Raw genomic sequence first — 26,486 nt, 5'->3', positions numbered from 1 at the left:
TTCATCGAAAATTGGATCAACAACTATCCTAAAAAATGCTTGAACTACAAGTCGCCTAGAGAAGACTTCTTGCTGGCTAACTTAAAATTGAAATTTAGCGTTTTTTTCAAATAAAAACTCAAGCATAAATCTTGAGTTTTGGGTTATTTTTTAGGATAAAACATTCAAGACTGCCACACTGACGTCGTCAATAACATTTTCTTGGTTAGAACGGCTATTAGTTACCAACATTTCAAGGTTGCCTGCATTTTCATAGTAAAATGAAGCCCCTTTAGCATTGAAAACAACCAAAAAGTGCTCTTCACCACCATGAATCTCGTAGACAATCCAACCACTATTTTCAATGGCTGTATGAACAAATACATGACGGTAGACTTCTTCATAGGTAGGGTATGAAAAGGCACTAGTCTGGGTTTTAAGACGGATAATCTGACGGACAAACTCGATGCTATCTTGACGCTCATTGATCAAATCCCAGTTAACTTGGTTGACGCTATCAGGAGCATTGTAACTGTTCATTGCTCGCTCACGATCTGCGTGAGTCAACTCTCCATTTTCGCCTGTAGCTACGAGTTTAGTACGGCCAAACTCTTGCCCCAGTTCCATGAAGGCCATCCCTTGCATGAGAAGGTTCATGGCTGTCGCTGTTTCTACTTTCTTCATGATACGTTTATCACTCTCCATCGGATGAAGAGTTTTAAGTAAATCATGTAAATTATAGTTATCGTGGGCTTCTACGTAGTTAAGAACCTGATTGGGGCTGAGGTAAGAACCCAGCTCACGACTTCCAAGAATAGCCTTTGCGAGGATCGGCTCAGTACCTGCTCCACTGATGAAGCCAGATTTGATAGAGCCATAGACTTCACAACCTTTGACCGCATCACGTTGATTATCATTAAAGAATCCAATGTTTGGCAACTGGTAGGCATTGTCTTTCTTAGCCTTGTCATAAGGAGCAAGACCTGTTCCCATATCCCAACCTTCTCCATACAGGATGATTTTCGGATCGACTTCGTCCATAGCCCAACGAATCATCTGCATGGTTTTGACGTCATGTATTCCCATCAAATCAAAGCGGAAACCGTCAATATTGTATTCTTTTACCCAGTAGAGAAGAGAATCAATCATATATTTACGGAACATTTCATGCTCACTGGCAGTTTCGTTACCGACTCCTGTTCCATTTTGGTAGGTTCCATCATGGTTCATTCGATAATAATAATCAGGAACCGTTGTTTGGAATGGCGCATCCACCGTTGAGAAGGTATGATTGTAAACAACGTCCATAATAACACCGATACCAGCATCGTGATAAGCTTGGACCATGGCTTTCAAATCACGGATAGCTTGACCTGGATCATTTGTATTTGTAGACATGCTAGTTTCTGGAGCATTGTAGTTTTGTGGATCATATCCCCAGTTATAAGTTACATTTCCATCAGCGTCGTATTCTTTATGACGGTCAGCAATTGGTTGCAACTGAACATAGTTGACACCAAGTTCTTTGATGTAATCAAACGCTGTCGATTGACCATATTGGTTAACTGTTCCAGTTTGCGCTGCACCTAAGAAGGTTCCTCTTAATTCCGGCGCAACACCAGAGGTTTCAGACTTAGTCAAATCACGGATATGCATTTCATACACAACTGCCTGGCAAGGATTTTCCAAACGCCAAGTTGCTTCTGTACCATGCTTAACCTCAAAACCTTCGACTTGACGATCTTGGTTTGAGACAATGGCTGAACGTTTTCCATCAGGACTTGTCGCTATTGTATATGGATCACGAGTTAATGACTGGTGATGAGGAAAGTCAATTTGGTAGTGGTAAGCACAACCTGCTAAGCTTTCTGGAACTGATAAACTCCAAACACCAATTGTATTATACTTGTGACTATAGGAGTAACTATTTCCACGCTCCATTTCAAAGGTTTTAAGGATAGGTGCGTCGTTACTTGCAGATTCATAGACTACTACTTGGACAGATGTAGCTGTTGGTGCCCATAGGCTAAATCTTGTTTCAGTTTCAGAAACTTGACATCCCAACTCTCCTTGATAACCCCAGTGGTGGTCAAAACTAGCGCTATTGATTGCCTTGTCGAAGGCAAAAGGATTTTGGTCCTTATAGTGGGGACTGGCAATAGCTGGATTTTCAGAGTAATAAACTGTATCGTCTCCATCCAAAATCCAAACCTCTGTCAAAAGTGGATAGTAATTGAAGCGAATAGGATATTCTTTGCTGACACCATCTTTTTCAACAGTAAAAGTCATGGTCTCAAGGGCTACTTCACTCGATTGAGTCAGTGAAAATTTAGCTCCAAAATATTCTTCTTCTTTGATAAGCTCTACTGAATCTAGAGGCTTTTTGCTGAAACTGCAAGCCTCGTATGCTTCATCCTTACGATGGTAATGAATAAGTACAGGATAATTGTACATGGTTCTTCCTAATTTCTAAATTAATTTGATTTTATATGTTACTAATAATTTCTTGATCAAGTGCCTCACGATTCACAAAAAACTCAATGTGATTATGACATACTTCCAAATCTACTGGTGTGTCGCCACCGTATTCTCCATCAAGATTAAGCATAAACGGCTCTTCCTGATCTAAAGTTTCAATTCGGAGTTTACTCGTTTTCAGATATTCAACATTGACATCTGACACGTGTTGGCCTCCGTTCATGGCCTGAACTAGCAGACTCAACATATCTAGGATTTTATCTGTCTTTACTAGAATAAGCGTGAAATTGCCATCATCCAGTTTGGTATCAGGTGCGAATTGCTCAAATCCACCAATAGAATTGGTCAAGGCAACAAAGACAAGAGAAACTTCTCCTGTAAAAATTCCCCAATCATGGTAAATACGAACAGGACGGGCTTTGGATTTTGGAAACATCTCGAAGCCTTTAGCAACGTAGGCCAGATAACCCAAACGCGTCTTTAGTTCACTCGGAACACTAAAAGTTAACTCCGTAAGAGCTCCTGCCGCAGCAATATTGATGAAATACTTATCACCAAAGGCACGACCAATATCAATTTGCTTGGTTTCATTTTTAGCAATGATCTTCGCTGCAGCAACTGGATCGCCCATGGGGATTTTCAATGCTCTTGCATAGTCATTGGTAGTTCCAGTAGGAATGATGGCTATCTTTGGACGATGTTCCAGAGGTGCAATTCCATTAACCACTTCATTGATAGTACCATCGCCACCAGCTACCAAAACCAAATCAAATCCAGCTTTTGTAGCTCTTTCTGCTTCTTTCTGGGCTGATAAGTGTTCAGGTTTGGTCTGAAAAGCACTTGTTTCATAGCCTATGCTCTCTAACACTTCTAGAACTTCTGCGATATTTTGCTTGATAATTTCCTGGCCTGAGGTCGGATTATAAATGAGACGTGCGCGTTTTTTTACTTCTTTCATAGCTTACAAACTCTCAAGCCAAGCTTCATCACGAATCTCTATTCCCAGTTCTTGTGCTTTTTGGAGCTTGCTTCCTGCATCTGCTCCTGCTACAACAAGGTCTGTTTTTTTCGACACACTACCAGTAACCTTGGCTCCTAGACTTTCTAATTTATTTTTAGCTTCTGAGCGATTCAAACGCTCTAGCTTTCCTGTCAATACGACAGTTAGACCAGACAAGGCTGCATTTGCTGCAACTGTCTGTCCTTTGTAGTCTAGATTAACACCTGATTCTTTCAATTCCCTTAAAAGGATTTCAGAACCCTCTGTAGCAAAATAGGTCTGTAGGCTTTGAGCAATGACACTCCCCAAACTTTCAATATTTGCAATTTCTTCAGGATTGGCTTGTGCTAGCGATTCGATTGATTGGAAGTTTTGTAAAAGCAACTGACTTGCCTTACTTCCTACATGACGAATCCCCAAACCAAACAAAAGTTTTTCAGCAGAATTTTCTTTGGATGCTTGAATAGCCTGGTAGAGCTTTTGAGCAGATTTTTCCTTGATACCATCCAGCAAAAGCAAATCTTCCACAGTCAAGCGATAAATATCTGCAACATCCTTAACCAAATTGGCAGCAAATAATTTCTCCACGATTGATGGGCCAAGGCCAGAGATATTCATAGCATCACGCGATGCGAAATGCGTCAAACCTTCCTTAATCTGAGCTGGACAACGTGGGTTTATACAACGAAGAGCCACCTCATCTTCAAAGTGTAACAGCTTGCTCTCACAACTTGGACAGTTTGTTGGAATATCTAGTTTCTCCTCTGACACACGCTTAGACTCTACCACTCGTAAAACAGCTGGAATGATATCTCCCGCCTTGTAGACAATGACTGTATCCTCTTTTCGGATATCCTTTTCAGCGATATAGTCTACATTATGAAGCGTTGCACGACTAACTGTTGTACCTGCCAATTGCACCGGAGTAAGATTAGCAGTCGGAGTTACGACACCAGTTCTTCCTACTGTCCAGTCAACAGAAAGCAATTTTGCTTCTTTTTCTTCTGCAGGGAACTTATAAGCGACTGCCCACTTAGGTGCTTTAACTGTAAAACCAAGTTGCTCTTGACCAGCTAGGTCGTTGACCTTAATCACGACACCGTCGATATCATATGGCAATTGGTCTCTTTCTTGACCTACTTCTTGGATAAATTCCCAAACTTCGTCCATGCTATGGGCTAATAGTCGTCTAGGGTTAACCACAAAGCCCAACTGTTCCAGATGATTTAAAACCTTCTCTTGGCTGTCTCTAGTTGAAGGACTTGCTTCCTGATAGAGGAAAGTTGCAAGATTACGCTTAGCTACTACTCCTGTGTCTAACTGGCGAAGGGTTCCTGCAGCAGCATTTCGTGGATTGGCAAATTCTGGCTCCCCGTTTTCTTGACGAGATTGATTGACCTGGTCAAAAGAAGCTCTCGGCATATAACATTCACCACGAACTGTTATATCTATTTTTTCAGATAATGATAAAGGAATGTCTTTCACTCGTTTAAGATTTTCAGTGATGTTTTCACCAATGGAGCCATCACCACGAGTAGCTCCAGCAACAAAAATTCCTTGCCCATAAGTCAAGGAAATCGATAAACCATCAATTTTTAACTCACAGATATAAGTAACTTCATCCAATTCTTTACGAACACGCGCATCAAAGGCATCGAGCTCTTCACGAGAAAAAGCATCCTGCAAACTATAGAGAGGATACTGATGACTATATTTCTCAAATCCATCTAGAATCTTACCGCCAACACGGTGGGTTGGACTATCTGGCAAGACTTGCTCTGGATGAGCTTTTTCTAACTCTACCAGTTCACGATAAAGACGATCATACTCACTATCAGATACAGATGGGTTATCACTTGTATAATACTCTGTCGCATAGCGATTGAGCAACTCAACGAGCTCTTTCATTCTTTCATTCATAAAACCATTTTACCATAAAAAGGACTCTATAAACAATACTCAAGCTCTAAAAAAGAAAATGAGAAGGATATTTCTATCACTTCTCATTTATTTTTATTTTTTACGATTCAAAATAGCATTCAAGACGATGGCTACTGTACTTGCAATAACAATACCATTTGAGAAGAACATTTGTAATTCAGTCGGTAAAGTATTAAAGAGATTGCTTCCGTTTAATCCCACCCCAGCAGAGATAGAAACCGCTGCAATGAGGAAGTTGTGTTCATTGTGTTCGAAGTCTACACGCGCCAAGATTTGCATCCCTTGGAGCGAAACAAAACCAAACATAACGAGCATTGCTCCACCTAGAACAGGGCTAGGAATAATCTGAGCCAAGGCACCAAACTTAGGCAAGAGACCAAGTAAGATGAGGAAACCACCAGCGTAGTAGATCGGTAAACGTGTACGAATACCTGAAAGCTTCACCAAACCTACGTTTTGTGAAAATCCTGTATAAGGGAAGGTGTTGAAAAGTCCACCAAGTAACACAGCAAGACCTTCAGCGCGATAACCATTACGGAGACGAGTGCTATCGATTGGATCTTTAGTAATATCAGAAAGGGCAAGATATACACCAGTTGATTCTACCATTGATACAGTAGCGATGATACACATCATTACAATAGAAGAAATCTCAAATTGTGGAGCACCAAAGTAGAATGGAGTTGGGATATGAACAAGTGGAGCTTCTGCTACTGGAGAGAAATCAACCAAGCCCATAGTCGCAGCGATGATAGTACCTGCAATCAAACCAATCAAAATAGAAATAGATTTAATGAATCCTTTTGTAAAGATATTAACCAAGAGAATGATAAGAATAGTGATTGTTGCTAATGCTAAACTTTGTCCAGTTGGTTTTTCGACGTTATTTCCCATATTCCCAATAGCTACTGGAATCAAGGTCAATCCGATTGTTGTAATGACAGAACCCGTTACGATTGAAGGGAACAGATTAGCAATCTTAGAAAATACGCCTGCTACAAGAACGACATAAATACCAGAAGCAATCAAGGCACCAAACATAGCACCACTACCGTGACTTTGTCCAATCATAATAAGTGGAGCAACAGACTGAAAGGCCACACCCAGAACAACCGGTAAACCGACACCGAAATATTTATTTAATTGTAACTGCAATAGAGTTGCAACACCACACATAAAGATATCTGTAGAGATAAGGTATGTCAGTTGTTGTGGCGAGTAACCTAGGGCACCTGCAATCATGATTGGTACCAGGATTGAACCTGAGTACATGGCAAGTAAGTGTTGCAAGCCCAATACGGCCGCTTTTGAGTGGTTTTCTTTTTGATTCATTAGATGTCTGCCTCCTTGAAGATAACTCTTCCATTTTCAAAACGCTCTAAGCGAGCAAGTGATACTACCTGATGACCTGATTTTTCTAACAGTTCACGACCATCTTGGAAAGATTTTTCAATCACAATTCCGACGGCCTCGACTGTAGCACCAGCTTGTTCGATAATCTGAATCAAACCTTTAGCTGCTTGACCATTAGCCAAGAAATCATCAATAATTAATACTTTATCTCCTGGAGATAAGAACTTCCCTGCAATGGATACGGTACTAGTTACTTGTTTAGTGAAAGAATAAACCTCAGCAGTTAAAATTCCTTCATTCATGGTAATATTTTTTGCCTTCTTAGCAAAAATCATAGGTACATCTAATTGTTCTGCAACATATAGAGCTGGAGCAATTCCAGATGCTTCAATGGTTACGACTTTGGTAATACCTGCAATTTTAAAATATTCTGCAAAGGTGCGACCAATCTCGCGCATTAACTTATAATCAACTTGGTGAGTTAAGAAAGAATCCACCTTAAGAATATTCTCACCTAGAATATTCCCATCTTTTAAAATACGTTCCTCTAGTAATTTCACAATAACCTCCGAAATAAAAAGGGACTTACATAGTAAGCCCCTTAGAAAGATTGAAACAGATATCCCTGCTTCTTTTATCTCTCTTCGACTTACTCATTGTTAGGTATTTACGGTACCTTGTAGAAACGCCACGCCAATTCGCGGCATAAATAAGTAATCATATTTTTAGTGAGCATCTCCATTCCAGATAGAGTTCTTCACAATCACATAATCTACATGTCTAAGATCAGCTACCTTTCGACCTCCAGCGTAAGAAATCGAACTTTGCAAATCTTGTTCCATCTCAGTTAGGGTATCTTGTAAATGTCCTTTGGCAGGAAGAAGAATTTTCTTACCTTCGACATTCTTATAGGCACCTTTTTGGTATTCTGAAGCGGAACCATAGTATTCTTTAAATTGTTTACCATCGACTTCGACAGTTTTACCAGGGCTTTCGATATGGCCTGCAAATAAAGAACCAATCATAACCATACTTGCACCAAAGCGGATTGACTTGGCAATATCTCCGTGTGTACGGATACCACCATCGGCAATAATCGGTTTACGCGCAGCTTTAGCACACCAGCGAAGGGCCGCTAACTGCCATCCACCAGTACCAAAACCTGTTTTTACTTTAGTGATACAAACCTTCCCTGGACCGATTCCAACCTTAGTCGCATCCGCACCAGCATTTTCAAGTTCACGCACAGCTTCTGGAGTCCCAACGTTACCAGCGATTACAAAAGTCTCTGGCAATTCTTTCTTGATGTGCTGAATCATAGAAATCACGCTGTCAGCATGACCATGAGCGATATCAATAGTGATGTACTCTGGTGCATCAGCCTTTAATTGACTAACAAAGTCATACTCGTAATCTTTAACACCAACAGAGATAGAAGCAATCAAACCTTTCTCATGCATGCGTTTCACAAAAGGAATGCGTCCAGCTTCATCGAAGCGATGCATGATATAGAAATAACCACCTTTTGCAAGTTGTTCTGCAACATCTTCATCCAAGATAGTCTGCATATTAGAAGGAACAACTGGCAACTTAAAGGTATGTTTCCCCAAGGTCACATGTGTATCAGCTTCTGCTCGACTTTGAAGGACACACTTATTTGGGATTAGCTGAATATCTTCATAGTCAAAGATTGGAAATTCGTTTAACATATATCTCTCATTTCTCTTCTTTAGACTTTCCTAAAGTTAGGAATAGCCTCGTCTTTTCCAGACAATTACTCTAACAAGTTTACAATAATGTCCGTTTTTTGTCAATTATTATGACCGAAAACAAATAATGTTCGTTTTTTTCGTTTTCAATCAAGGAGATAACTAGACATTTACCCTGTATTTGTCTTACCTTTTAAATCCCTGCTGAGATTTTCGATAAATACTTTTTCAAAGGACTCCATCTTCCTGACAAAATCTTGATAGCTTTCAGCTTGTCCAGGGACTTGGATAGAACATTTCTTCAACAAGGCTCCATAACCTGCTAGCTTACCTATCTCATTATCAACTACCTTTTCCTTGCTTGGAAAAACAAGCCCAGCCTGCTCAGCTTTTAAAATATAAGAATAAGAAATCAGCTGGAACAAGTCTTCACGATTGATTCCCTTTTCAGTCAATTCCAGTTTTTTGTATTTAGCATCTAAAACGATTTTTAACTCTTTATGATAAAAATCTGGAAATATTTTTCTTTCACGATTAGAAAATACTGAAATACCATCCGTCTTATCCTTATTTCTAGGATGGATGAACTCTTTTGGCAACAAAGTATGAACATACTCTTCCCAAAGCCAAGCAACATCAAAAAGAATACCATGGATTTTTTGCTCTTGGTATCCTAAACCATGCTCTTCTCTATTTAGGATCATCAGGCAAAGCTCTTGCAATTTTCTGTACTCTCGAAAGTAGGCATGACGAAGAGGTTTGGTTTGATTTAGTCTGATAATCTTAGCTCGATCAGCTAGTTTATAAGATGGGGTTACTCGCACGATTTCTGCCACATTTTCACGACTAATAGAGAGATTATCAAGAACTCCTCTCCCTATACTTTTCTGATTCTTCATGAATTCAATAGTGTGACGGATCAGCTGTATAAGGGGATTATCATAGGTAAACTCTCTAGCGAGAGAGAAATTACACTAAAAAGCATAAATCTCTAAAAATAAACATATATATAAATATGTCCATTTTGTTAAGAAAACGATTGCATTAGATTTTTATTTCTGCTAGAATATTTTTATCCCGAGAAAGCGCATTCAAGAGATAATAAAATGAAATAATAAACTAGGAGCTTTATATGATTCAAAATAATCTTGAAAAAGGTTTTCGTTATTCTATCCGAAAACGTAGCATTGGTGTCTGTGGTGTTGTTATTGCAACTTTTTTATTAAGTACAGCTTCGATTATTCAAAATAATACTGTAAAAGCTACTGAACCCCCAATTTCAAGTAGTTCTAATCCAAAAACAGAACCTACAGTAAACGAACAAGAAAGTACTCCAAACCTCAATTCAAAAACCGAAGAAAAAGATGCCACTACTGTAACTGAAGCACCAAAAGCAGATGTTATGGAAAACCTCATGAGATCTACTAATCAGGCCGATAAGGACTTGAATAAATATCTTTTCGGATTAAACTACAACAAAATTGATATTTTAACTCGTAGAGGTGAAGCAATCGAAAATTATTCAAATACATCTTCAAAACAACAAGGAAATGAATTTGTTGTAATTGAAAAAGTGAAAAAGAGTATTTCTAATAATTCAGCTGATGTTTCAATTAACGGTAATGGCAACATCTTCTTAGGCGCTTTGTTCCGAGCAGATCAAGGGTTATTAGAAAATAACCCTCAACTTGTTAGCATTGATAGAAAACAGGGTAGAATCAGCGTTGACCTTCCAGGAATGGCTGGAGCAGATAGTTATACAGATGCAAATCCTACAGTCAGTGGTATGCAGGAAGGAATTAACACTCTGGTAAATAGATGGAATGCCAATTATGCATCAAGTAATCCTGCACCTGCCCGTATGCAATACGATTCTACTTCAGCATATAGTATGAATCAACTAAAAGCAAAATTTGGTAGCAACTTTGAAAAAATTGGGGTTGATTTAAAAATTGACTTTGAAGCTGCACAAAAAGGTGAAAAACAAATTGAAGTTGTCGACTTTAAACAAATTTACTTTACCGCTAACTTTGATGCACCAAAAAATCCTGGAGATGTCTTTGGTGATAATGTAACAGTCAACGATTTACAAGATCGCGGCTTGGATGAACAAACACCTCCTGTTTATGTTTCTAGTATGTCTTATGGCCGTCAAATGTATGTTAAATTTGAAACAACAAGTACAAGTACAGAACTTAAAGCAGCTATAAATGCTGTCATTAAAGGTGTGCCTATTAACCCTGAATCTGAATGGGCTCGTGTTTTGAAAAATACTTCTGTAACAGCTGTTATTGTTGGCGGTAACGCTGATGGCGCTGCTCGAGTAGTTACTGGAACACCTGAGGATCTTAAAAAATTAATTCAAGAAGGAGCTAATTTTAGTACACAAGATCCTGCAGTCCCTATTTCTTATAAAACTGCCTTTTTAAGAGATAATCAAGTTGCAACAATCCAAAACAGTACTGATTATATTGAAACTAAAATTACCTCTTACAAGAATGGCTATCTCAATTTGCAACATAAGGGTGGGTATGTCGCTCGTTACTACGTTTACTGGGACGAAGTCACATATGACGAAAATGGAATTGAAAGCATCCGATCTCGTGAATGGGAAGATAATGGAAAAAATAGAACTGCTGGTTTCCAAACTGAACTACAATTTAGAGGAAACGTTCGCAATCTTCGCGTAAAAATTCAAGAAAAAACAGGTCTTGCTTGGGAACCTTGGAGAACAGTTTATAATCGTACAGAATTGCCTTTAGTTCAAAAACGCACTATTATCAATTCAGGAACAACACTAAAACCAAAATATAGTGAACAAGTCGAAAACAACTAATAAAATGGTTAAACTACAGAGTATCATTATTCATCAAGTATCATTTTTGAAACTTTCTGAAATTTAAGATAACTCTATCCTATAACTTATACATACAATAAAAGGAAAACATCTTTTCATGAGATGCTTTCCTTTTTGTTTTTGAGGTTCTTAATCCAATTAACTCAACTTATCGCAATTTAATACTCATTTAAAATCAAAAAGAGGAGAAATGTTACTGTATAAACAAACATATTAAAGTTTTTGTTAGAAACTCATTACTTGCTTGCCCTGAATATAGTATGGTTCATTGATTGGCTGGTAAATTTACAAGTTTATACTTGTGTTACGATGTTTCTTAAGCCATCTATCAACAAAAAAGAACTTTGATTTTAACTGTGTATGAATACTTTTAAAAAATCTGTTTTTATCGATAATGACTAAACCACACTTCTTCTACATCCTAATAATACTCACCTTGACGGTAGTCCCATGAGTTAAAAGTGTCTGACAGATGCATCATGATTTTATCAATGTCAAGCCCTTTACGGATAACAACTGGTGCTGGTGAGGTTGATCGTGCTCCTCCTTGTTCTGGGATGAGTTTGCCATCTTTATCGACCATAGAGACCATCACACCTTGCTCGTATCGTGTTTCAATCGTTTTGTCAGGCTGGATAGATGCCACATAGTCGTCCGCCTCGATAACAAGGTCCACTGCTCCTTCGATGCGTTCTCCAATTCCTTCTACCTTACCTCTATTTCCTTTTCCAGATGGGTTAGCTGATGAGGCATAAACCATCTTGCCTTCTTCCCAAAGTTTGGCAGCCAATTGTTCACCTGCTTTCCCGAACTTGATAACAAAACAACTAGTACCACGCACGTCAGTCATGAGTTCTTCACGGCCATCACCGTATGCTTTCAATTTCTCAAAGGCTTCTGGTTTCCATGGGAGGATACAACCTAGAAGAATGTCTTCGTCCCAATGTTTTTGGTAGAAGGCTTCAATTTCTGGATTGAGTTGTGCTAAAGCGCGAAGCTCATCCATGCTACCACAGAGAACGACACCTGGTTTGTTACGGTTACGTTCTTTGGCTGCAAACTTACGCTCAAGACCTGCCTTGTCGCTGGTCATGATAATGTAACCAACTTTGGTAGGGCAAACGATACATCCGCCCTCACCTTTTAAAATGTCATAGCCTTCTTGTGAAAGTGTTCCGTTCCATTGAATGTGTTTTGTCATAATTCTATTTCCTTTTCTAATTTTCTTCTAATCCTGCCAGTAGGCTGGGCGTTGTTTTTCATAAGCAGCAATCAAGTCTTCATACTGCATAGTAATACCGATATCATCCAAACCATTTAAGAGCTTGTGTTTCCATTCGCTATCGATTTCAAAGGAGAATTCTCCGACTGGTGAGATGATTATTTGTTGTTCCAAGTCCACAGTTACCTGGTCGCTTGGTTTCAATTGGGCGAGTTTTTCTCTAACTTCCCTTGGCTGAACAATTGGCAACATGCCATTATTGAGTTCATTATTGTAATGAATGTCACCAAAAGATCCTGCAATTACGACCTTAAAGCCATAATCTGCTAATGCCCAAGCTGCGTGCTCCCTCGAAGAACCAGCCCCAAAGTTATCTCCCGTGATAAGGATAGTAGCCTTACGGTAGTCTGGCCGATTAAAGACAAAGTCTGGATCCTCAGTATACTTGTCATCCAAATAACGCCAAGCATACATGAGGTATTTGCCAAAACCTTTCTTGTCAATTAACTTCAGAAACTGTTTGGGAAGAATTTGGTCGGTATCGATATTGTCATTCATCAGAGGAACGGTCGTTCCCGTATAAACTGTAAATTTTTCCATATCCTCTCCTTACTGGGCTTCTGACATTTGTCGAACATCTACGAAGCGCCCTGCAATAGCTGCTGCTGCTGCCATTGCTGGACTGCAGAGGTGTGTTTTAGCACCAAAACCTTGTCTGTCTTCAAAGTTGCGGTTACTGGTTGAGGCACAGTGCACGCCATCTGGTACTTTATCAGGATTCATTCCAAGACACATAGAACACCCTGGATCTCTCCACTCAAAGCCAGCATCTTGGAAAACCTTATCCAAGCCCAACTTTTCAGCAGCTCGTTTGACTGGTCGAGAACCAGGTACCACAATAGCTGTTAAGTTAGGGGCAATCTTCTTCCCTTCGACAAATCGAGCTGCCAGTTGTAAATCACTGAGACGAGCATTTGTACAAGAGCCAATAAAGACATAGCCTAGTTGGATATCTGCTGGTTTCTGACCTGGTTGTAAATCCATGTAATGATAAGCACGTTCATCATTCATATCCTTTATTTCTGGGAAGCTACTATCAAAGTCAACACCCATAGCAGGACTGGTTCCCCAAGTCACCATAGGAGCCAATTCAGAGACATCCATTCGGATAACCTTGTCATAAACGGCATCGTCGTCGCTAATAAGCCTTTTCCAATCAGCTACTGCCGCATCAAAATCCTTGGGAACACACTCTCGCCCCTTCAAATAATCATAAGTCCTCTGATCTGGATTCATAATTCCCATTTTGGAACCAAATTCGATGGACATATTGCAGATAGTCATACACTCTTCCATGCTAAGTGCATCAATGGCCTGACCTCGATACTCCACCACGTAGCCAACACCACAAGCGACACCGTATTTGGCAATCAAAGCTAGAATGAAATCTTTGGCATAAACCCCTTTTTGAGGAACTCCTGTGAATTCCACCAACATTTTCTTGGGTTTAACCTGCCAAATGGTTTGGGTTGCAAAGACATGTTCAACCTCACTGGTTCCAATACCGAAGGCAATCGCTCCAAAAGCTCCGTGAGTTGCAGTATGGCTATCACCACAGACGATAAATTTTCCTGGTTGTGTTCTTCCTGTTTCTGGACCAACCATATGAACGATACCTTGCTTTTCTGAACCGTGGGCAGTATGTTCAATTCCAAACTCTTCAACATTTTCAGCTAACTTATCAATCTGTGCTTTGGAGATTACATCTCGAATATCGTAGATATTGACAGTTGGAACATTGTGGTCAAAGGTCCCAAATGTTAAATCGGGTCGTCTCAATCTACGTCCTGCATCTCGCAATCCTTGAAAAGCTTGAGGACTGGTCACCTCGTGAATATAATGTTGATCTACATACATGAGTTGAGGCTGCCCTTCTTCTCCTGTAATCACATGGAGGTCCCATAATTTATCAAAAATTGATTTTCCTGCCATCCATTACCTCCAAATAAAATATAAGGCTACTAGCGTGGTCACCATTCCTAGAAACCAAACTGTTTTAAAATACCATTTTCTAGTCTTGTGATGAAAAACGATTCCTGCTAGACAGGCACCAAAACCACCACAAGCAAAGGCTAAAATGAGTAAGATTTTCTCTGGGATGCGCCAAGCTCTTCTCCTTGCCTTGAATTTGTCAATGCCATATATCAAGAAAATAATGAGATTCCAAATCAGGAGGGCAAAAGTAATTCCTTCGTTTAGTTTCATAGTCTTGCGATAATGGCTTCCGTCATTTCCTTGGTCGAAGCCTGTCCTCCTATATCTCTCGTTAAAATTCCTACTGCTAAAGTTGCTTCAACAGCATCTTCGATACGCTTTGCATCATCATATCGTCCAAAACTATCACGCAACATCATAGCAACTGATAAAATCATGGAAATAGGATTGGCAATACCTAGACCTGCGATATCAGGCGCTGAACCATGAATGGGTTCATAGAGGCTTGGCCCTTTCTCAGAGTGACTGGCTGATGGCATAACTCCAAGTGTACCAGATAGAACACTTGACTCATCCGAGAGGATGTCCCCGAAAAGATTCTCTGTCACGATAACATCAAATTTGGATGGATTTGTAATCATGAGCATGGCAGCCGAGTCGACCAGCTGGTGCTCCAGGGTTACATCGGGATAATCTTTCGCGACTTCTTCAGCCACTTTCCTCCAAAGTTTTGATGTTGCCAAAACATTTTGCTTATCAATACTGGTAAGGATTTTTCTCCGACTTCTTGCAATTTCAAAGGCCTTGCGAATAATCCGCTCTACTTCCTCATAACTATAATCATTGATATCACGCGCTTTTCGGTCTTCAAGGATATGATCACCAAAGTAAATCCCACCTATCAACTCACGTACTACAACAAAGTCAACACCAGCAATTCGTTCAGGTTTGAGAGGCGATAAGTGCTTAAGACTCTCAAAAATTTTAACTGGACGAATATTAGCATAGAGATTGAGTTCCTTTCGGAGTGCCAAAAGCCCTTGTTCGGGTCGAACTGTAGCATCATCATACTGAGGACTACCAATTGCAGCGAGTAGAATAGCATCCGCTTCTCTAGAAGCCTTGAGCGTTTCGTCTGGCAAGGGATGTCCTGTAACATCAATACCTGCACCTCCAAAAGGTCGTCTGTCTATTTCATAATCAAAGCCTGTTTTTTTAGCTATAGCTTCCAGAACCTCTAACCCAGCCTCCATGATTTCTGGGCCGATTCCATCCCCTGCTAGAGCTACTATTTTCTTTGTCATAGCCTTCTCCTTTACACACTAGGCATGTCACGATAGGAAACACTGCGTCCCATCTCACCAGCATTCTCTTTTTGAACAAAGGTATTGGCATTGATGTAGGCAATAGCCGAAGCCTTCAACACATCAAAGTCAAGACCTGCTGCGTTAAAGATGGTTTCTGTATCTCTATTTTCAACAGTGACCAAGACCCGAGCTTGAGCATCGATTCCATCTGTCACAGCGTCAATAGTGTAGGACACCAAGCGAACGGATTGATTGAAGAATTTGTCGATAGCATTGAAGATAGCTTCAACAGAACCTTGTCCTGTTGCATTAAATTCGACTTTCTCGCCATCCATGTTGGCTAGGCTAACGAGCGCTTCGATATCATTATCCGCATGAGTTTGCAGTTGTAAATCATCAAAGTGGAAGCCTTCTGGATTTTCAACCATGGTTCCAGCTACCAGCGCACGAATATCTGCATCTGTGATTTCTTGTTTCTTGTCTGCCAACGCCTTGAACTTAGCAAAGAGTGGCTTGATATCCTCTTCTGTAAAATCTAGTGCCAATTCTCTTAGTTTCTCAACAAAGGCATGGCGACCAGACAATTTTCCAAGTGGAAGACTATTACTCTTGACACCAACCAATTCAGGGGTGATGATCTCATAAGTGAGAGGATTTTTAAGAACTCCGTCTTGGTGAATACCAGATTCGTGAGAGAAGGCATTGCCACCGATCACAGCCTTATTTTTAGGAACTGGAATACCTGAGAAGCGAGAAACCATTTCAGAAGTATTGATGGTTTCATTTAGGACAATACTGGTTACTGCTTGATAGTAATCTTGGCGAATATTGAGAGCAACTGCAATTTCTTCCAAAGCAGCATTACCAGCTCGCTCACCAATACCGTTGATAGTCCCTTCAACACGTCCTGCACCATTCTTGACAGCAGCAAGGCTATTAGCCACTGCCATTCCAAGGTCATCGTGACAGTGAGGCGAATAGATAATCTGACGATCCGTCTTGACATTTTCAATCAAGTATTTGAAGATAGCTCCGTACTCTTCTGGAGTGGTGAATCCAACCGTATCAGGAATATTGATATAAGACGCCCCTGCATCAACCGCTGTTTGAACAACTTGCAAGAGGAAATACAACTCTGTTCTAGTCGCATCCTCAGGAGAGAATTCGACTATCTCAAACTTAGAACGGGCATAAGAAACGTGCTCCTTAATAGCTTCCAAAATCTCTTCCTTGCTCTTATTGAGCTTATACTTGCGGTGAATGGGACTGGTAGCAATAAAGACGTGCACTTGTGGATACTTGGCGTCCTTGAGGGCCTCATAACAAGCATCAATATCAGACTTGACAGAGCGTGCCAAACCAGTCACCGCCGTTTTCTTCAAGACCTTAGCAATCTCCTGCACTGCCGTAAATGAGTCTGGGCTAGCCGCTGGAAAACCAGCTTCAATTGCCGAAATTCCCCATTTTTCCAGTTGTCTCGCAATGGCAATCTTTTCCTTAATAGAAAAATTAACACCTGGTGTCTGCTCACCATCTCGAAGGCTAGTATCTAGAAATTCAACTGTTCTCATAAGATTTCCCCTTTTCTAAATTTGGTTTTAAAAAAACATCTCGCTCGGAGTTCCAAGCGAGATGTTGATTTACTCCCGCTTGGTAAGCCAAACAGGACTAATGCTTCTGCACTAGCCCGAGTACCTCAACAACAAAGCAAATTGATTAAACTTAGCTGTTTTCATGCTTGACTTTCTCCTTCGTTTGATATCTTGTTTAGTATTTTAGCATATGAAAAAACACATGTCAAGAAAAAATCCAATATTTTCTGAAAATTTCTTTAGTAAAGAATATTTTGCTAATTGAAAGTATTTGAAAACTCAAATATGTTTATTTATTTCTTAGAAGTCAAAAACCAACTTCTCTCAAATAATTCAAGCACCTTTTCGTCAGTTAGAGTGTCATCGAGTGGAAGACTAATCCAGTAGCGCTTGTTCATATGAAAGGCTGGATAAATCCCTTTTTTTACCAACAAATCAGATACTTGATCATGTTTGAGATTGACTATTTCCACTAATCCTTCTCTGCCCTTTTCAAGCTTATCCCAAGAAATCTTCATAAGAACCGCATACCACTTCTGATTATTTTCATGGCGTAAAATCGCAGTATCAGGAGATTTCTCCCATAAGTATTCTAATTGATTTTCATACTTTTCTTGAACACGAGTCATGATTCTCTTGGTCTGAGGATAGATAAAATCCTGCACATCAAAACAAGACTTTCGGATTTCATAAAGAACTTCTAAGCAGGCTTCACGGACACTTCCTACAAATGTCCCTCTCATACTGGTCATATGAACTTGAGGATAGAGATCCCCAGTTTCTTGGTCATAAACTTGAAAACCTAAGACTCCATCCTCAACTGTAAGCATCATGAGAAAGTCTCCCTGCAAGATAGTCGAACTATGGATCCATACGCCTTGATTTTCTACAAATCCATACTCTTTAGCCTTTTTACTGTTAAATTGGTAGGCCTTAAAAATTTCAAACATAAGCGAAAACTGCTACCATAAGCTAGCAGTTCCTTTCTATTTTTTAAAAGACAACCTTAGTTCCATGTAATTGTGTCACGCCCAGTTGGTCAATAAAGGTTTGACGGTTGTCCATGTCAATCCCCCCACCTGGTAAAATTTCAATTTTTCCTGCAGCGTGTTCTAGAATTCTATGATAGTGAGCAAAGCGTTTCTCTAACGAGTCGCCAGATACACCAGCTCGAGCGAGGATGCGTGTTACACCAGCCTGGCTGAGCCAATCAATGGCTTCCAACTGATCTTCATCGCTCAAATCATCGAAAGCCATATGGAAGACAATCTCCATACCTTTAGATGCTGCAATTAATTTTTCAAGGTTGGCCTTATCCAATTTCTTATCAGCAGTCAATGCACCAAAGACAACGCCTTGGCTTCCTGCTTGAGCAGTTAGAGCAATATCCTCAAGCATGATAGCAACTTCTAAATCATTGTAGACAAAATCACCACCACGCGGGCGAATCATAGTCATAATGTTCGTATCGTAGTCGGCCGCCAGTTCCACAGCTGCCTTTGTCACTCCGTAGCTTGGAGTTGTTCCACCAACTGCTAGATTATCACAGAGCTCGATGCGACGAGCTCCTGCCTGCATAGCTTTTTCAAGCAAGGTCACATTTTCAGCACAAAATTCGTAAATCATTTGATTCTCCTTGAGTATTACTTTGAATTTATTATATCATATTGTTGTGAATATGTTTTTATTTTTATCAAGGGAAATCGTTACTTATTAAAGCTATTCTTTATCAGGAATCACCTTAAAAAGATAGTAAGTAATAAAGATGGTTAAACATCCCAAACCGATTTTGACTGGTAAAAGAGGCGCAAAATAAATGGAAATTCCCATCAAGATATAAATAGATACAATAATCTTTTTTTTACGTTCACGCGCAATAGACTTGGTCTCACGAAAGTCCGCAACATAAGTCTGGTAAAGTTTGGTATGATAAAGCCAATCTTCAAAACGCTTGGAACTTCTGGAAAAACAAGCAATAGACAACAGAAGAAAAGGAGTCGTAGGCAACAAGGGCAAGACAACTCCAACAATAGCCAGAGCTAATGACAGAAATCCAATAATCAGATAAATAATACGCATAACTTCTCCTAGTTTAAAATAATCAACTACTAGTTTCCCACAAAGTAAGGAATTTTGTCAAGCCTTTACTAAAAAGAGCCTGAAATTTACTTTCAGGACTCATTTTTTATTTGATTTTTTCTTCTTCGTAATCACCATTGCTACAAACGATTTGCTTACCGCCACCACGGACCTTTTTCTCCATGAGGAAGTTTCCACATTTCGGACAATCTCGCCCTACAGGCTTGTCCCAAGAAGTGAATTCACACTCTGGATAGCGATTGCAACCATAGAAGATACGATTACGCTTAGTTTTTCGTTCAATAATTTGTCCTTGATGACAGCTTGGACACTCAACACCAATCTCTTTCACGATAGCCTGTGTATGACGGCAATCTGGGAAATTGCTACAAGCATAAAACTTACCAAAACGACCAAGTTTAATGACCATCGGACTACCACACTCTTCACAATCAAATCCTGCTGGCTCATCCTTGATTTGGATTTTTTCCATTTCCTCTTCGGCTTTGGCAACCTCTTTAGAGAAGGGTTTGTAAAATTCATCAATGACTCGTTGCCATTGTTCTTTTCCGACCTCGACATTATCAAGTTTTCTTTCCATTTCAGCTGTAAAAGTCACATTGACAATGTCAGGGAAGTACTCAACAATCAGTTTATTGACAATTTCTCCCAACTCTGTCGGTTCAAAACGCTTGGCTGCCAAACGCACATAATAGCGCTTTTGAATAGTTTCAATGGTAGGTGCATAAGTCGATGGACGTCCAACCCCATTTTCTTCCAAGGTCTTAATCAGTGTTGCTTCCGAATATCGGGCTGGGGGTTGAGTGAAGTGCTGCTCAGGTTTACTATTGACCTGTTTGACCACATCACCAACTGCCATGTCCGGCAACATCTTATTCTTATCTGAGTCATTGTAAATGGCCAAGTAACCATCAAACTTAACTTGACTACCATTTGCTGCAAATTGAACTCCATTTTGAGAGAGCTTAACAGCCATGGTATCAAAGATGGCACCAGTCATCTGACTCGCTACAAAACGGTTCCAGATAAGGGTATAGAGTTTTAGTTGGTCTTTGTCTAAGTATTTAGCAATTTTTTCTGGCGTGTTAAAGACACTTGATGGACGAATAGCCTCATGGGCATCTTGAGCACCAGTAGCATTTTTGACCTTGCTACCATGCTTAGAATACTTACTACCAAAACGTTCATTGATGTAGCTTGCAGCTTCATTTTGTGCAACTGGACTGATACGAGTCGAGTCTGTACGCATATAGGTGATCAAACCTTGGACACCCGTACCAATATTAATCCCTTCATAGAGTTGTTGGGCAACCATCATGGTCTTTCGAGTACGGAAATTGATTTTATTAGCTGCATCCATCTGCATAGTTGAGGTAGTATAAGGTAGTGGAGCATTACGCTTGCGCTCTTTTTTATCTACCTGATCCACTGTAAAGTCTTTGCTGGATAGGTGAGACAAGACTTCTTTGACTTCTTCATTACTAGTCAATTTCATCTTCTTGCCATTCATTCCATAGAAAGATGCTTGGAATTGCTTAGTCCCCTTTTTGAAGACTCCATCAATAGTCCAATATTCTTCTGGTTGAAAAGCATTGATCTCATTTTCACGGTCAATGATTAACTTGAGCGCAACAGACTGAACACGGCCAGCTGATAAGCCCTTCTTAACCTTTTTCCATAAAATTGGTGAGATAGAATAACCTACCAAGCGGTCCAATACACGACGAGCTTGTTGGGCATCCACCAAATCCATGTCAATCTTACGAGGTTCTTTAAAAGCATTTTTTACTGCATCTTTTGTAATCTCGTTGAAAACAACACGGTTAGCATCATTTTCATCAAGATTCAGAATATGAGCTAAATGCCAAGAAATAGCTTCTCCTTCGCGGTCCGGGTCACTTGCGAGAAAGACTTTACTGGATTTTTTAGCTTCTTTTTTCAAGTCATTGATCAGAGGACCTTTCCCACGAATATTGATATATTGGGGTTCATAATTATTTTCTACATCGACTGACATACTGGATTTTTTCAAATCACGAATATGACCAACACTGGCTAAAACCTTATAATTTCTACCCAGGTATTTCTCAATCGTTTTAGCCTTTGCAGGCGACTCCACGATTACTAGATTTTTTTTAACTATTGATTTTTTTTTCTTTGTTGCCGTAGCCACAGTATCACACCTTTTCAAAGTAATAAACTTTATAAAGTGTAAACCATTTTTAAAAACCTGTCAAGACTTAACTCTTATATATAGAAGAAAAGTTTAACCGATAAAACCTTGCTAGTTCTTAAAATTCAAATTCTGCTAGCACATCCTGACCACTCGAAACAAGTTTTGCACCTTCTTGAACCAAGTGATGACAACCATCTGAACGACCATCTAAAATGCTACCTGGAATAGCAAAAACATCTCTTCCTTCTTCCATAGCTCGCTCACAGGTAATCAAACTACCAGATCTCATCTTTGCCTCAGCAACGATAACACCCATACATAGGCCAGCAATAATCCGATTTCGTGCTGGAAAGTGATATTTCAAAGGTTCTTCACCCGGTCCATATTCACTCAGTAGCAAATGATATTCACCGATGTAGTCCTGCAGTCGTTTATTAGATCGAGGATAATAGACATCCAAGCCAGTCCCTATAACTGCAATAGTTTTTCCACCACCTTGAAGAATAGACATATGCGCTGCAGTATCAATCCCTCTAGCAAGCCCACTCACAATCACCAGCTCATTCTCCAGTTCTTCAATAATCTTACGGACTGATTTTGTCCCTGTTTGACTACAAGAGCGACTGCCCACAACTGCAATCTTAGGCAACTTTAAGAGATTTAAATCGCCCTTATAAAATAACAATACTGGAGCATCATAGATTTCACTGAGAGCAAATGGATAGACATCGTCTAGGATGGAAAAAGAGGGAAATTTTTCAAAGTCACTTCTTAATCGCTCCATACTTTCAAAGGTGAGTTTATGGTAACGTTCCATAAAAACCACTGGATTTCGACACTCAGATGCTTCTGCTATCGTTTCTAGGGGTAATTCTTGATCATAGATTTCTCCATATTGAAGTACCTTTAGAACTTGTTGATTACTTAGACCTGCTTGTTTTAACTTATAAATCTCAAAATTATCAATCTTAATTTTCATGATAGACTCCTTATTTTTCTCTCTATCTATTTATTCGTAAAAAAAGAAAAAAACTTCCCAACAAATTGACTTGTTTAGGAAGTTTCTATTATTAATAATGAAAATTTTAGTAATCAGGACGAAGAACTCCGGTGACAGTTGCCTTGGTTGCTTCGTAATCCCCATCAATAACAACCTTGATAATGCGTTTAGCATCCTCTTCAGGCGCAGGAACCAAAGGTAGACGAGTTGGCCCTGCTTCGAATCCCATATAGTTGAGTACTGCCTTAACAGGTGCCGGACTTGGGTATGAGAAGAGAGCATTAACTTTAGGAATAAATTTACGTTGAATAGCTGCCGCTTTCTTCATATCACTTTCTTCGATTGCAGTGAACATTTCATGCATCTCATCCCCATTTGTGTGGGAAGCAACAGATATAACTCCGTCTGCACCAAGGTTCATAGCATGGAAGGCATCTCCATCCTCACCAGTGTATACCAAGAATTCTTCTGGCTTATGCTCAATCAAGTAAGCCATATTGGCAAGGCTGGTACATTCCTTAACACCAATGATATTTGGATGTTCCGCCAAACGAAGTAAGGTATCTGGAGTCATTTCTACAACTACACGACCTGGAATGTTATAGATAATGATAGGTAAATCAGATGCATCTGCAATAGCTTTAAAGTGTTGATACATACCTTCTTGAGATGGTTTATTGTAGTAAGGAACAATCGCAAGACCAGCCGCAAAACCGCCAAACTCTGCTACCTCCTTGACGAACTCAATAGAGTCTCGTGTATCATTGGTACCAACACCAGCGATTAAAGGAACACGGCCATTGACAACCTTTTGAACAGCTGCAAACAACTGCAACTCCTCATCGTGAGTTAGAGTCGGACTCTCAGCAGTTGTTCCTGCTAGGAGAATTCCGTCTGTATGATGTGCTAATAAATGTTCAATCAACTTTGGAATGGCATCGAAATTGATTGACCCATCTTCATGAAAAGGAGTAATAAAGGCCGTGATAATTTTACAATCTTTTAAATCTTGATAAGACATACAAAACACCTCTCTATTTTAAAGAAGGAGTTCAAATGAACTCCTACACATTATTTCAATTCAAATTTTAATTCAGCTGTTGGGCGTACTAGACCACGTTCGTGAAGTGTTTCTGCGATTTGAACTGAGTTCCAAGCTGCACCTTTAAGAAGATTATCAGATACTACCCACATATGAATACCTTTTTCTGCATCCAAGTCTTTACGGATACGTCCAACGAAGGTATCACGTGAACCAACAGCATTTACTGCTTGAGGATAGATTTGGTGAGCAACATCATCTTCAAGAACCGCACCTGGGAAGGCAGCAATAGCTGCTTTCACTTCTTCGATTGGTGCTACTTCTTTTGTTTCAATATAGACTGACTCAGAGTGAGCTGACAAAACTGGAATACGTACACATGTTGCTGATACGGCAATGCTATCGTCTTCCATGATTTTCTTGGTTTCATTGGTCATCTTCATCTCTTCGTAAGTGTAGTCATTGTCAGTGAAGACGTCAATTTGCGGAAGAGCATTGAAGGCGATTGGATAGTGTTTCTTATCTCCACCTGAAGGCAGGATTTCCGCATGCAAATCACGTGGATTTACACCGTCATTCAAGACTTCACGAAGCTCACGTTGGGTTTCAAGAATTGCTCCCATACCAGCACCTGAAACTGCTTGATAAGTTGATACGATGATACGGTCCAAGCCCCATTTCTGACGAACTGGTTCAAGAGCTACCATCATTTGAATTGTTGAACAGTTAGGACAAGAGATGATTCCGTTGTGAGCATCAAGGGCGTGAGCATTCACTTCAGGAACAACCAATGGTACATCTGGATTTTGACGGAAGTAAGAAGTGTTATCTACGACGACTGCACCTGCCTTAACAGCATAAGGTGCGTATTTTGCAGAAGTTGATCCACCAGCTGAGAAGAGAGCTATATCAACCCCTTCAAAAGCATCTTCTGTTGTTTCTTCGATAGTCACATCTTGACCTTTGAATTGTAAAACCTTTCCTGCAGAACGTGCAGACGCAAGGTAACGAATCTTATCGATCGGAAGAGTTGATTCTTCCAACATTTTGATCATTTGAGCACCAACGGCACCTGTAGCGCCAACAACAGCAACTGTGTATCCCATAACAAACCTCTTTCGGAATTTTCTAAAAATTTCTATAATAGAAACATTATACTACTTTTTACCAAAATTGAAAAGTCTTTTTCCTATCTATTTTCTGAAGGTAATTTCTCAAAGTAACTTCCACTTTCCTGACCAAAGTGGAAATTAGTCTAAAACGGATTTTTATGGTGGAATTAAGTGTGAGACGTTTGTGGTAGAAATGAGGCCTACTATGATCAAACATAAACACCTTACCCTTTCAGACCGTAATGATATCCAATTAGGTTTAGAGCGCGGTGAAACCTTCAAAGCTATCGGGCAACTTATTCTAAAAGACCCGACTACTGTTTCCAAAGAAGTCAAACGAAACAGACTAGTCAGAGAGTCTACGTGTGATAACCTCCCTTGTCCTTTACTTGCCAAAGCTCCCTTTGTCTGTAATGGATGTCCTAAAAGAAGACAAAACTGTGGCTATCAGAAAATCTTCTACCTCGCCAAACAAGCTCAAAAGCAGTACGAACAAACTCTTGTCGAAGCTCGTGAAGGAACTCCTCTTAATTCTCAGACTTTCTGGAACATGGATAAAATTATTTCTGATGGGGTTAAAAAGGGACAACACATCTATCATATCCTCAAAACTCATAACCTTGATGTTAGCTCCTCAACTGTCTATCGACACATCCGAAAAGGTTACCTGTCTATCGCTCCGATTGATCTTGCTAGAGCTGTTAAATTTAAAGAAAGAAGAAAAAATAATCTACCTTCCATCCCTAAAGAAGCTAAAAAAGGCCGTTCCTATGAGGATTTCCAAAACTATTTAGCCCTTAATCAACTAGACTCTTGGCTGGAAATGGATACAGTTATGGGCAGAATGGGAGGGAAAGTCCTACTCACCTTCAACCTCTCTTTCTGTAACTTTATCTTCGCTAGACTTCTGGTTAATAAAACTGCCCTTGAGGTTACCAAACACCTTTATAAAATCAAGAACACTCTTCACCAAGCGGACAAAGATTTCTTCCAACTCTTTCCTGTCATTCTGACTGATAATGGTGGAGAGTTTGCCAGGGTTGATGACATCGAAATGGATGTTCGAGGAGAGAGCAAGCTCTTCTTTTGCGACCCTAATCGCTCTGACCAGAAAGGGAGAATTGAGAAAAATCACACGCTGATTCGCGACATTCTACCTAAGGGAACTTCCTTTGACAACTTAACTCAAGAGGATATTAATCTCGTCTGTTCGCATGTCAACAGTGTCAAACGCGCTGCTTTGAATGGAAAGTCAGCCTATGAACTCTTTGCCTTTACTTACGGAGAAGAAATTCCTAAACTTCTCGGCATTTCTAAAATACCTGCAGAAGATGTCTGTCAGTCTTCTAAATTACTCCAACATAAAATCTAAAAACTAACCAAAAAACCCATTCAAACGTCTCATACTAACTTCCACCATAGCGGAACTTAATCTGAAACGCTTTCAGATGAGGGGATTTTGTGCGCTCTTTTTTCTATTCCTTTCGACTACAAAAGCGATGAAATCAAGCATGAGTAAAACCAGTGGAACTTACCCTGACACGGAATTCCACTGGTTTTTACAATTTTTATCAGACTAACTTCCACTTCTACTAGCGGTGGAACTTAGTTTGGGAATTTAGC

At 39.9% G+C, this 26,486-nt stretch carries 21 protein-coding genes, 2 pseudogenes and 1 riboswitch; of the genes and pseudogenes, 3 read left to right on the top strand and 20 right to left on the bottom strand.

The features are described 5' to 3' along the window. Positions 1-114, top strand: a pseudogene (locus ADF68_RS11025) (IS30 family transposase); the annotation flags it as partial. 36 nt (positions 115-150) lie between these two features. Here ADF68_RS11025 and pulA read toward each other — a convergent pair. From pulA to ADF68_RS09370, 7 genes and pseudogenes are all read right to left on the bottom strand, one after another. Continuing rightward, positions 151-2,433, bottom strand: a complete 2,283-nt coding sequence (gene pulA, locus ADF68_RS09400) for a type I pullulanase (RefSeq protein ID WP_049549582.1) — start codon at positions 2,431-2,433, stop codon at positions 151-153. Positions 2,434-2,464: 31 nt separating this feature from the next. Continuing rightward, positions 2,465-3,415 carry a diacylglycerol kinase family lipid kinase gene (locus ADF68_RS09395; RefSeq protein WP_049549581.1) on the bottom strand — a complete coding sequence of 317 codons (951 nt, stop codon included), beginning with the start codon at positions 3,413-3,415 and terminating at the stop codon, positions 2,465-2,467. Between the two features lie 3 nt (positions 3,416-3,418). Beyond that, positions 3,419-5,377 (bottom strand): NAD-dependent DNA ligase LigA, encoded by a 1,959-nt coding sequence (ligA, locus tag ADF68_RS09390; protein ID WP_049549580.1) that lies wholly within the window; start codon positions 5,375-5,377, stop codon positions 3,419-3,421. A 93-nt stretch (positions 5,378-5,470) separates the two neighbouring features. After that, the gene (locus ADF68_RS09385) at positions 5,471-6,730 is read right to left on the bottom strand and encodes a nucleobase:cation symporter-2 family protein (RefSeq protein WP_049549579.1); all 1,260 of its coding nucleotides are present in this window, start codon (positions 6,728-6,730) and stop codon (positions 5,471-5,473) included. Next, a complete protein-coding gene (locus ADF68_RS09380) occupies positions 6,730-7,311 on the bottom strand; it encodes a xanthine phosphoribosyltransferase (RefSeq protein WP_049549578.1) in 582 nt (193 codons plus the stop codon). Before ADF68_RS09380 ends, ADF68_RS09385 begins: the two co-directional genes overlap by 1 nt. Before the next feature lie 76 nt (positions 7,312-7,387). Beyond that, positions 7,388-7,484, bottom strand: a riboswitch (purine riboswitch). Continuing rightward, positions 7,477-8,460, bottom strand: coding sequence for a GMP reductase (guaC, locus tag ADF68_RS09375; protein ID WP_049549577.1), 984 nt, complete (start codon positions 8,458-8,460; stop codon positions 7,477-7,479). (Overlaps the previous riboswitch by 8 nt.) A gap of 170 nt (positions 8,461-8,630) precedes the next feature. After that, positions 8,631-9,416, bottom strand: a pseudogene (locus ADF68_RS09370) (5-methylcytosine restriction system specificity protein McrC); the annotation flags it as partial. 176 nt (positions 9,417-9,592) lie between these two features. Here ADF68_RS09370 and ADF68_RS09365 point away from each other — a divergent pair. Continuing rightward, entirely contained in the window at positions 9,593-11,296 is a 1,704-nt protein-coding gene (locus ADF68_RS09365) for a thiol-activated cytolysin family protein (protein WP_049549576.1), read from the top strand. Positions 11,297-11,738: 442 nt separating this feature from the next. On the opposite strand, the gene ADF68_RS09360 is transcribed toward ADF68_RS09365, so the two are convergent. The 13 genes from ADF68_RS09360 to ADF68_RS09300 all read right to left on the bottom strand — a co-directional run bounded on the left by ADF68_RS09360 (position 11,739) and on the right by ADF68_RS09300 (position 24,857). Next, on the bottom strand, positions 11,739-12,518 hold the full coding sequence (locus ADF68_RS09360; RefSeq protein WP_000160498.1) for an L-threonylcarbamoyladenylate synthase: 780 nt from the start codon (positions 12,516-12,518) through the stop codon (positions 11,739-11,741). A 27-nt stretch (positions 12,519-12,545) separates the two neighbouring features. Beyond that, positions 12,546-13,139, bottom strand: coding sequence for a 3-isopropylmalate dehydratase small subunit (gene leuD / locus ADF68_RS09355; protein WP_049549575.1), 594 nt, complete (start codon positions 13,137-13,139; stop codon positions 12,546-12,548). 9 nt (positions 13,140-13,148) lie between these two features. Further along, positions 13,149-14,531, bottom strand: a complete 1,383-nt coding sequence (gene leuC, locus ADF68_RS09350; RefSeq protein WP_049549574.1) for a 3-isopropylmalate dehydratase large subunit — start codon at positions 14,529-14,531, stop codon at positions 13,149-13,151. Positions 14,532-14,534: 3 nt separating this feature from the next. Continuing rightward, positions 14,535-14,804: a DUF1294 domain-containing protein gene (locus ADF68_RS09345; RefSeq protein ID WP_049549573.1), complete on the bottom strand. Its 270-nt coding sequence runs from the start codon at positions 14,802-14,804 to the stop codon at positions 14,535-14,537. Continuing rightward, a complete protein-coding gene (leuB, locus tag ADF68_RS09340; protein ID WP_049549572.1) occupies positions 14,801-15,838 on the bottom strand; it encodes a 3-isopropylmalate dehydrogenase in 1,038 nt (345 codons plus the stop codon). Before leuB ends, ADF68_RS09345 begins: the two co-directional genes overlap by 4 nt. A gap of 11 nt (positions 15,839-15,849) precedes the next feature. Beyond that, positions 15,850-17,412 carry a 2-isopropylmalate synthase gene (locus ADF68_RS09335; protein ID WP_049549571.1) on the bottom strand — a complete coding sequence of 521 codons (1,563 nt, stop codon included), beginning with the start codon at positions 17,410-17,412 and terminating at the stop codon, positions 15,850-15,852. A 314-nt stretch (positions 17,413-17,726) separates the two neighbouring features. Then, positions 17,727-18,383, bottom strand: coding sequence for an MmcQ/YjbR family DNA-binding protein (locus ADF68_RS09330; RefSeq protein WP_049549570.1), 657 nt, complete (start codon positions 18,381-18,383; stop codon positions 17,727-17,729). Between the two features lie 43 nt (positions 18,384-18,426). Beyond that, positions 18,427-19,059 (bottom strand): copper homeostasis protein CutC, encoded by a 633-nt coding sequence (locus tag ADF68_RS09325; protein ID WP_049549569.1) that lies wholly within the window; start codon positions 19,057-19,059, stop codon positions 18,427-18,429. 93 nt (positions 19,060-19,152) lie between these two features. After that, positions 19,153-19,512 carry a YbaN family protein gene (locus tag ADF68_RS09320; RefSeq protein WP_045763427.1) on the bottom strand — a complete coding sequence of 120 codons (360 nt, stop codon included), beginning with the start codon at positions 19,510-19,512 and terminating at the stop codon, positions 19,153-19,155. Between the two features lie 106 nt (positions 19,513-19,618). Further along, on the bottom strand, positions 19,619-21,706 hold the full coding sequence (gene topA / locus ADF68_RS09315; RefSeq protein WP_049549568.1) for a type I DNA topoisomerase: 2,088 nt from the start codon (positions 21,704-21,706) through the stop codon (positions 19,619-19,621). 118 nt (positions 21,707-21,824) lie between these two features. Beyond that, a complete protein-coding gene (dprA, locus tag ADF68_RS09310; RefSeq protein WP_148131773.1) occupies positions 21,825-22,682 on the bottom strand; it encodes a DNA-processing protein DprA in 858 nt (285 codons plus the stop codon). Between the two features lie 112 nt (positions 22,683-22,794). Beyond that, on the bottom strand, positions 22,795-23,730 hold the full coding sequence (dapA, locus tag ADF68_RS09305; RefSeq protein WP_000121596.1) for a 4-hydroxy-tetrahydrodipicolinate synthase: 936 nt from the start codon (positions 23,728-23,730) through the stop codon (positions 22,795-22,797). 50 nt (positions 23,731-23,780) lie between these two features. After that, positions 23,781-24,857: an aspartate-semialdehyde dehydrogenase gene (locus ADF68_RS09300; RefSeq protein ID WP_000542499.1), complete on the bottom strand. Its 1,077-nt coding sequence runs from the start codon at positions 24,855-24,857 to the stop codon at positions 23,781-23,783. Positions 24,858-25,068: 211 nt separating this feature from the next. Here ADF68_RS09300 and ADF68_RS09295 point away from each other — a divergent pair, with 211 nt between their 5' ends. Beyond that, positions 25,069-26,235, top strand: coding sequence for an IS30 family transposase (locus ADF68_RS09295; RefSeq protein ID WP_049548801.1), 1,167 nt, complete (start codon positions 25,069-25,071; stop codon positions 26,233-26,235). The last annotated feature ends 251 nt before the right edge of the window (positions 26,236-26,486 follow it).

The sequence above is a fragment of the Streptococcus pseudopneumoniae genome (assembly GCF_001068775.1).
In the GTDB taxonomy this organism is placed as follows: domain Bacteria; phylum Bacillota; class Bacilli; order Lactobacillales; family Streptococcaceae; genus Streptococcus; species Streptococcus pseudopneumoniae_N.
The sequence above is the reverse complement of the archived record's forward strand: the minus strand, read 5'-3'. Positions and strand labels throughout refer to the sequence as shown.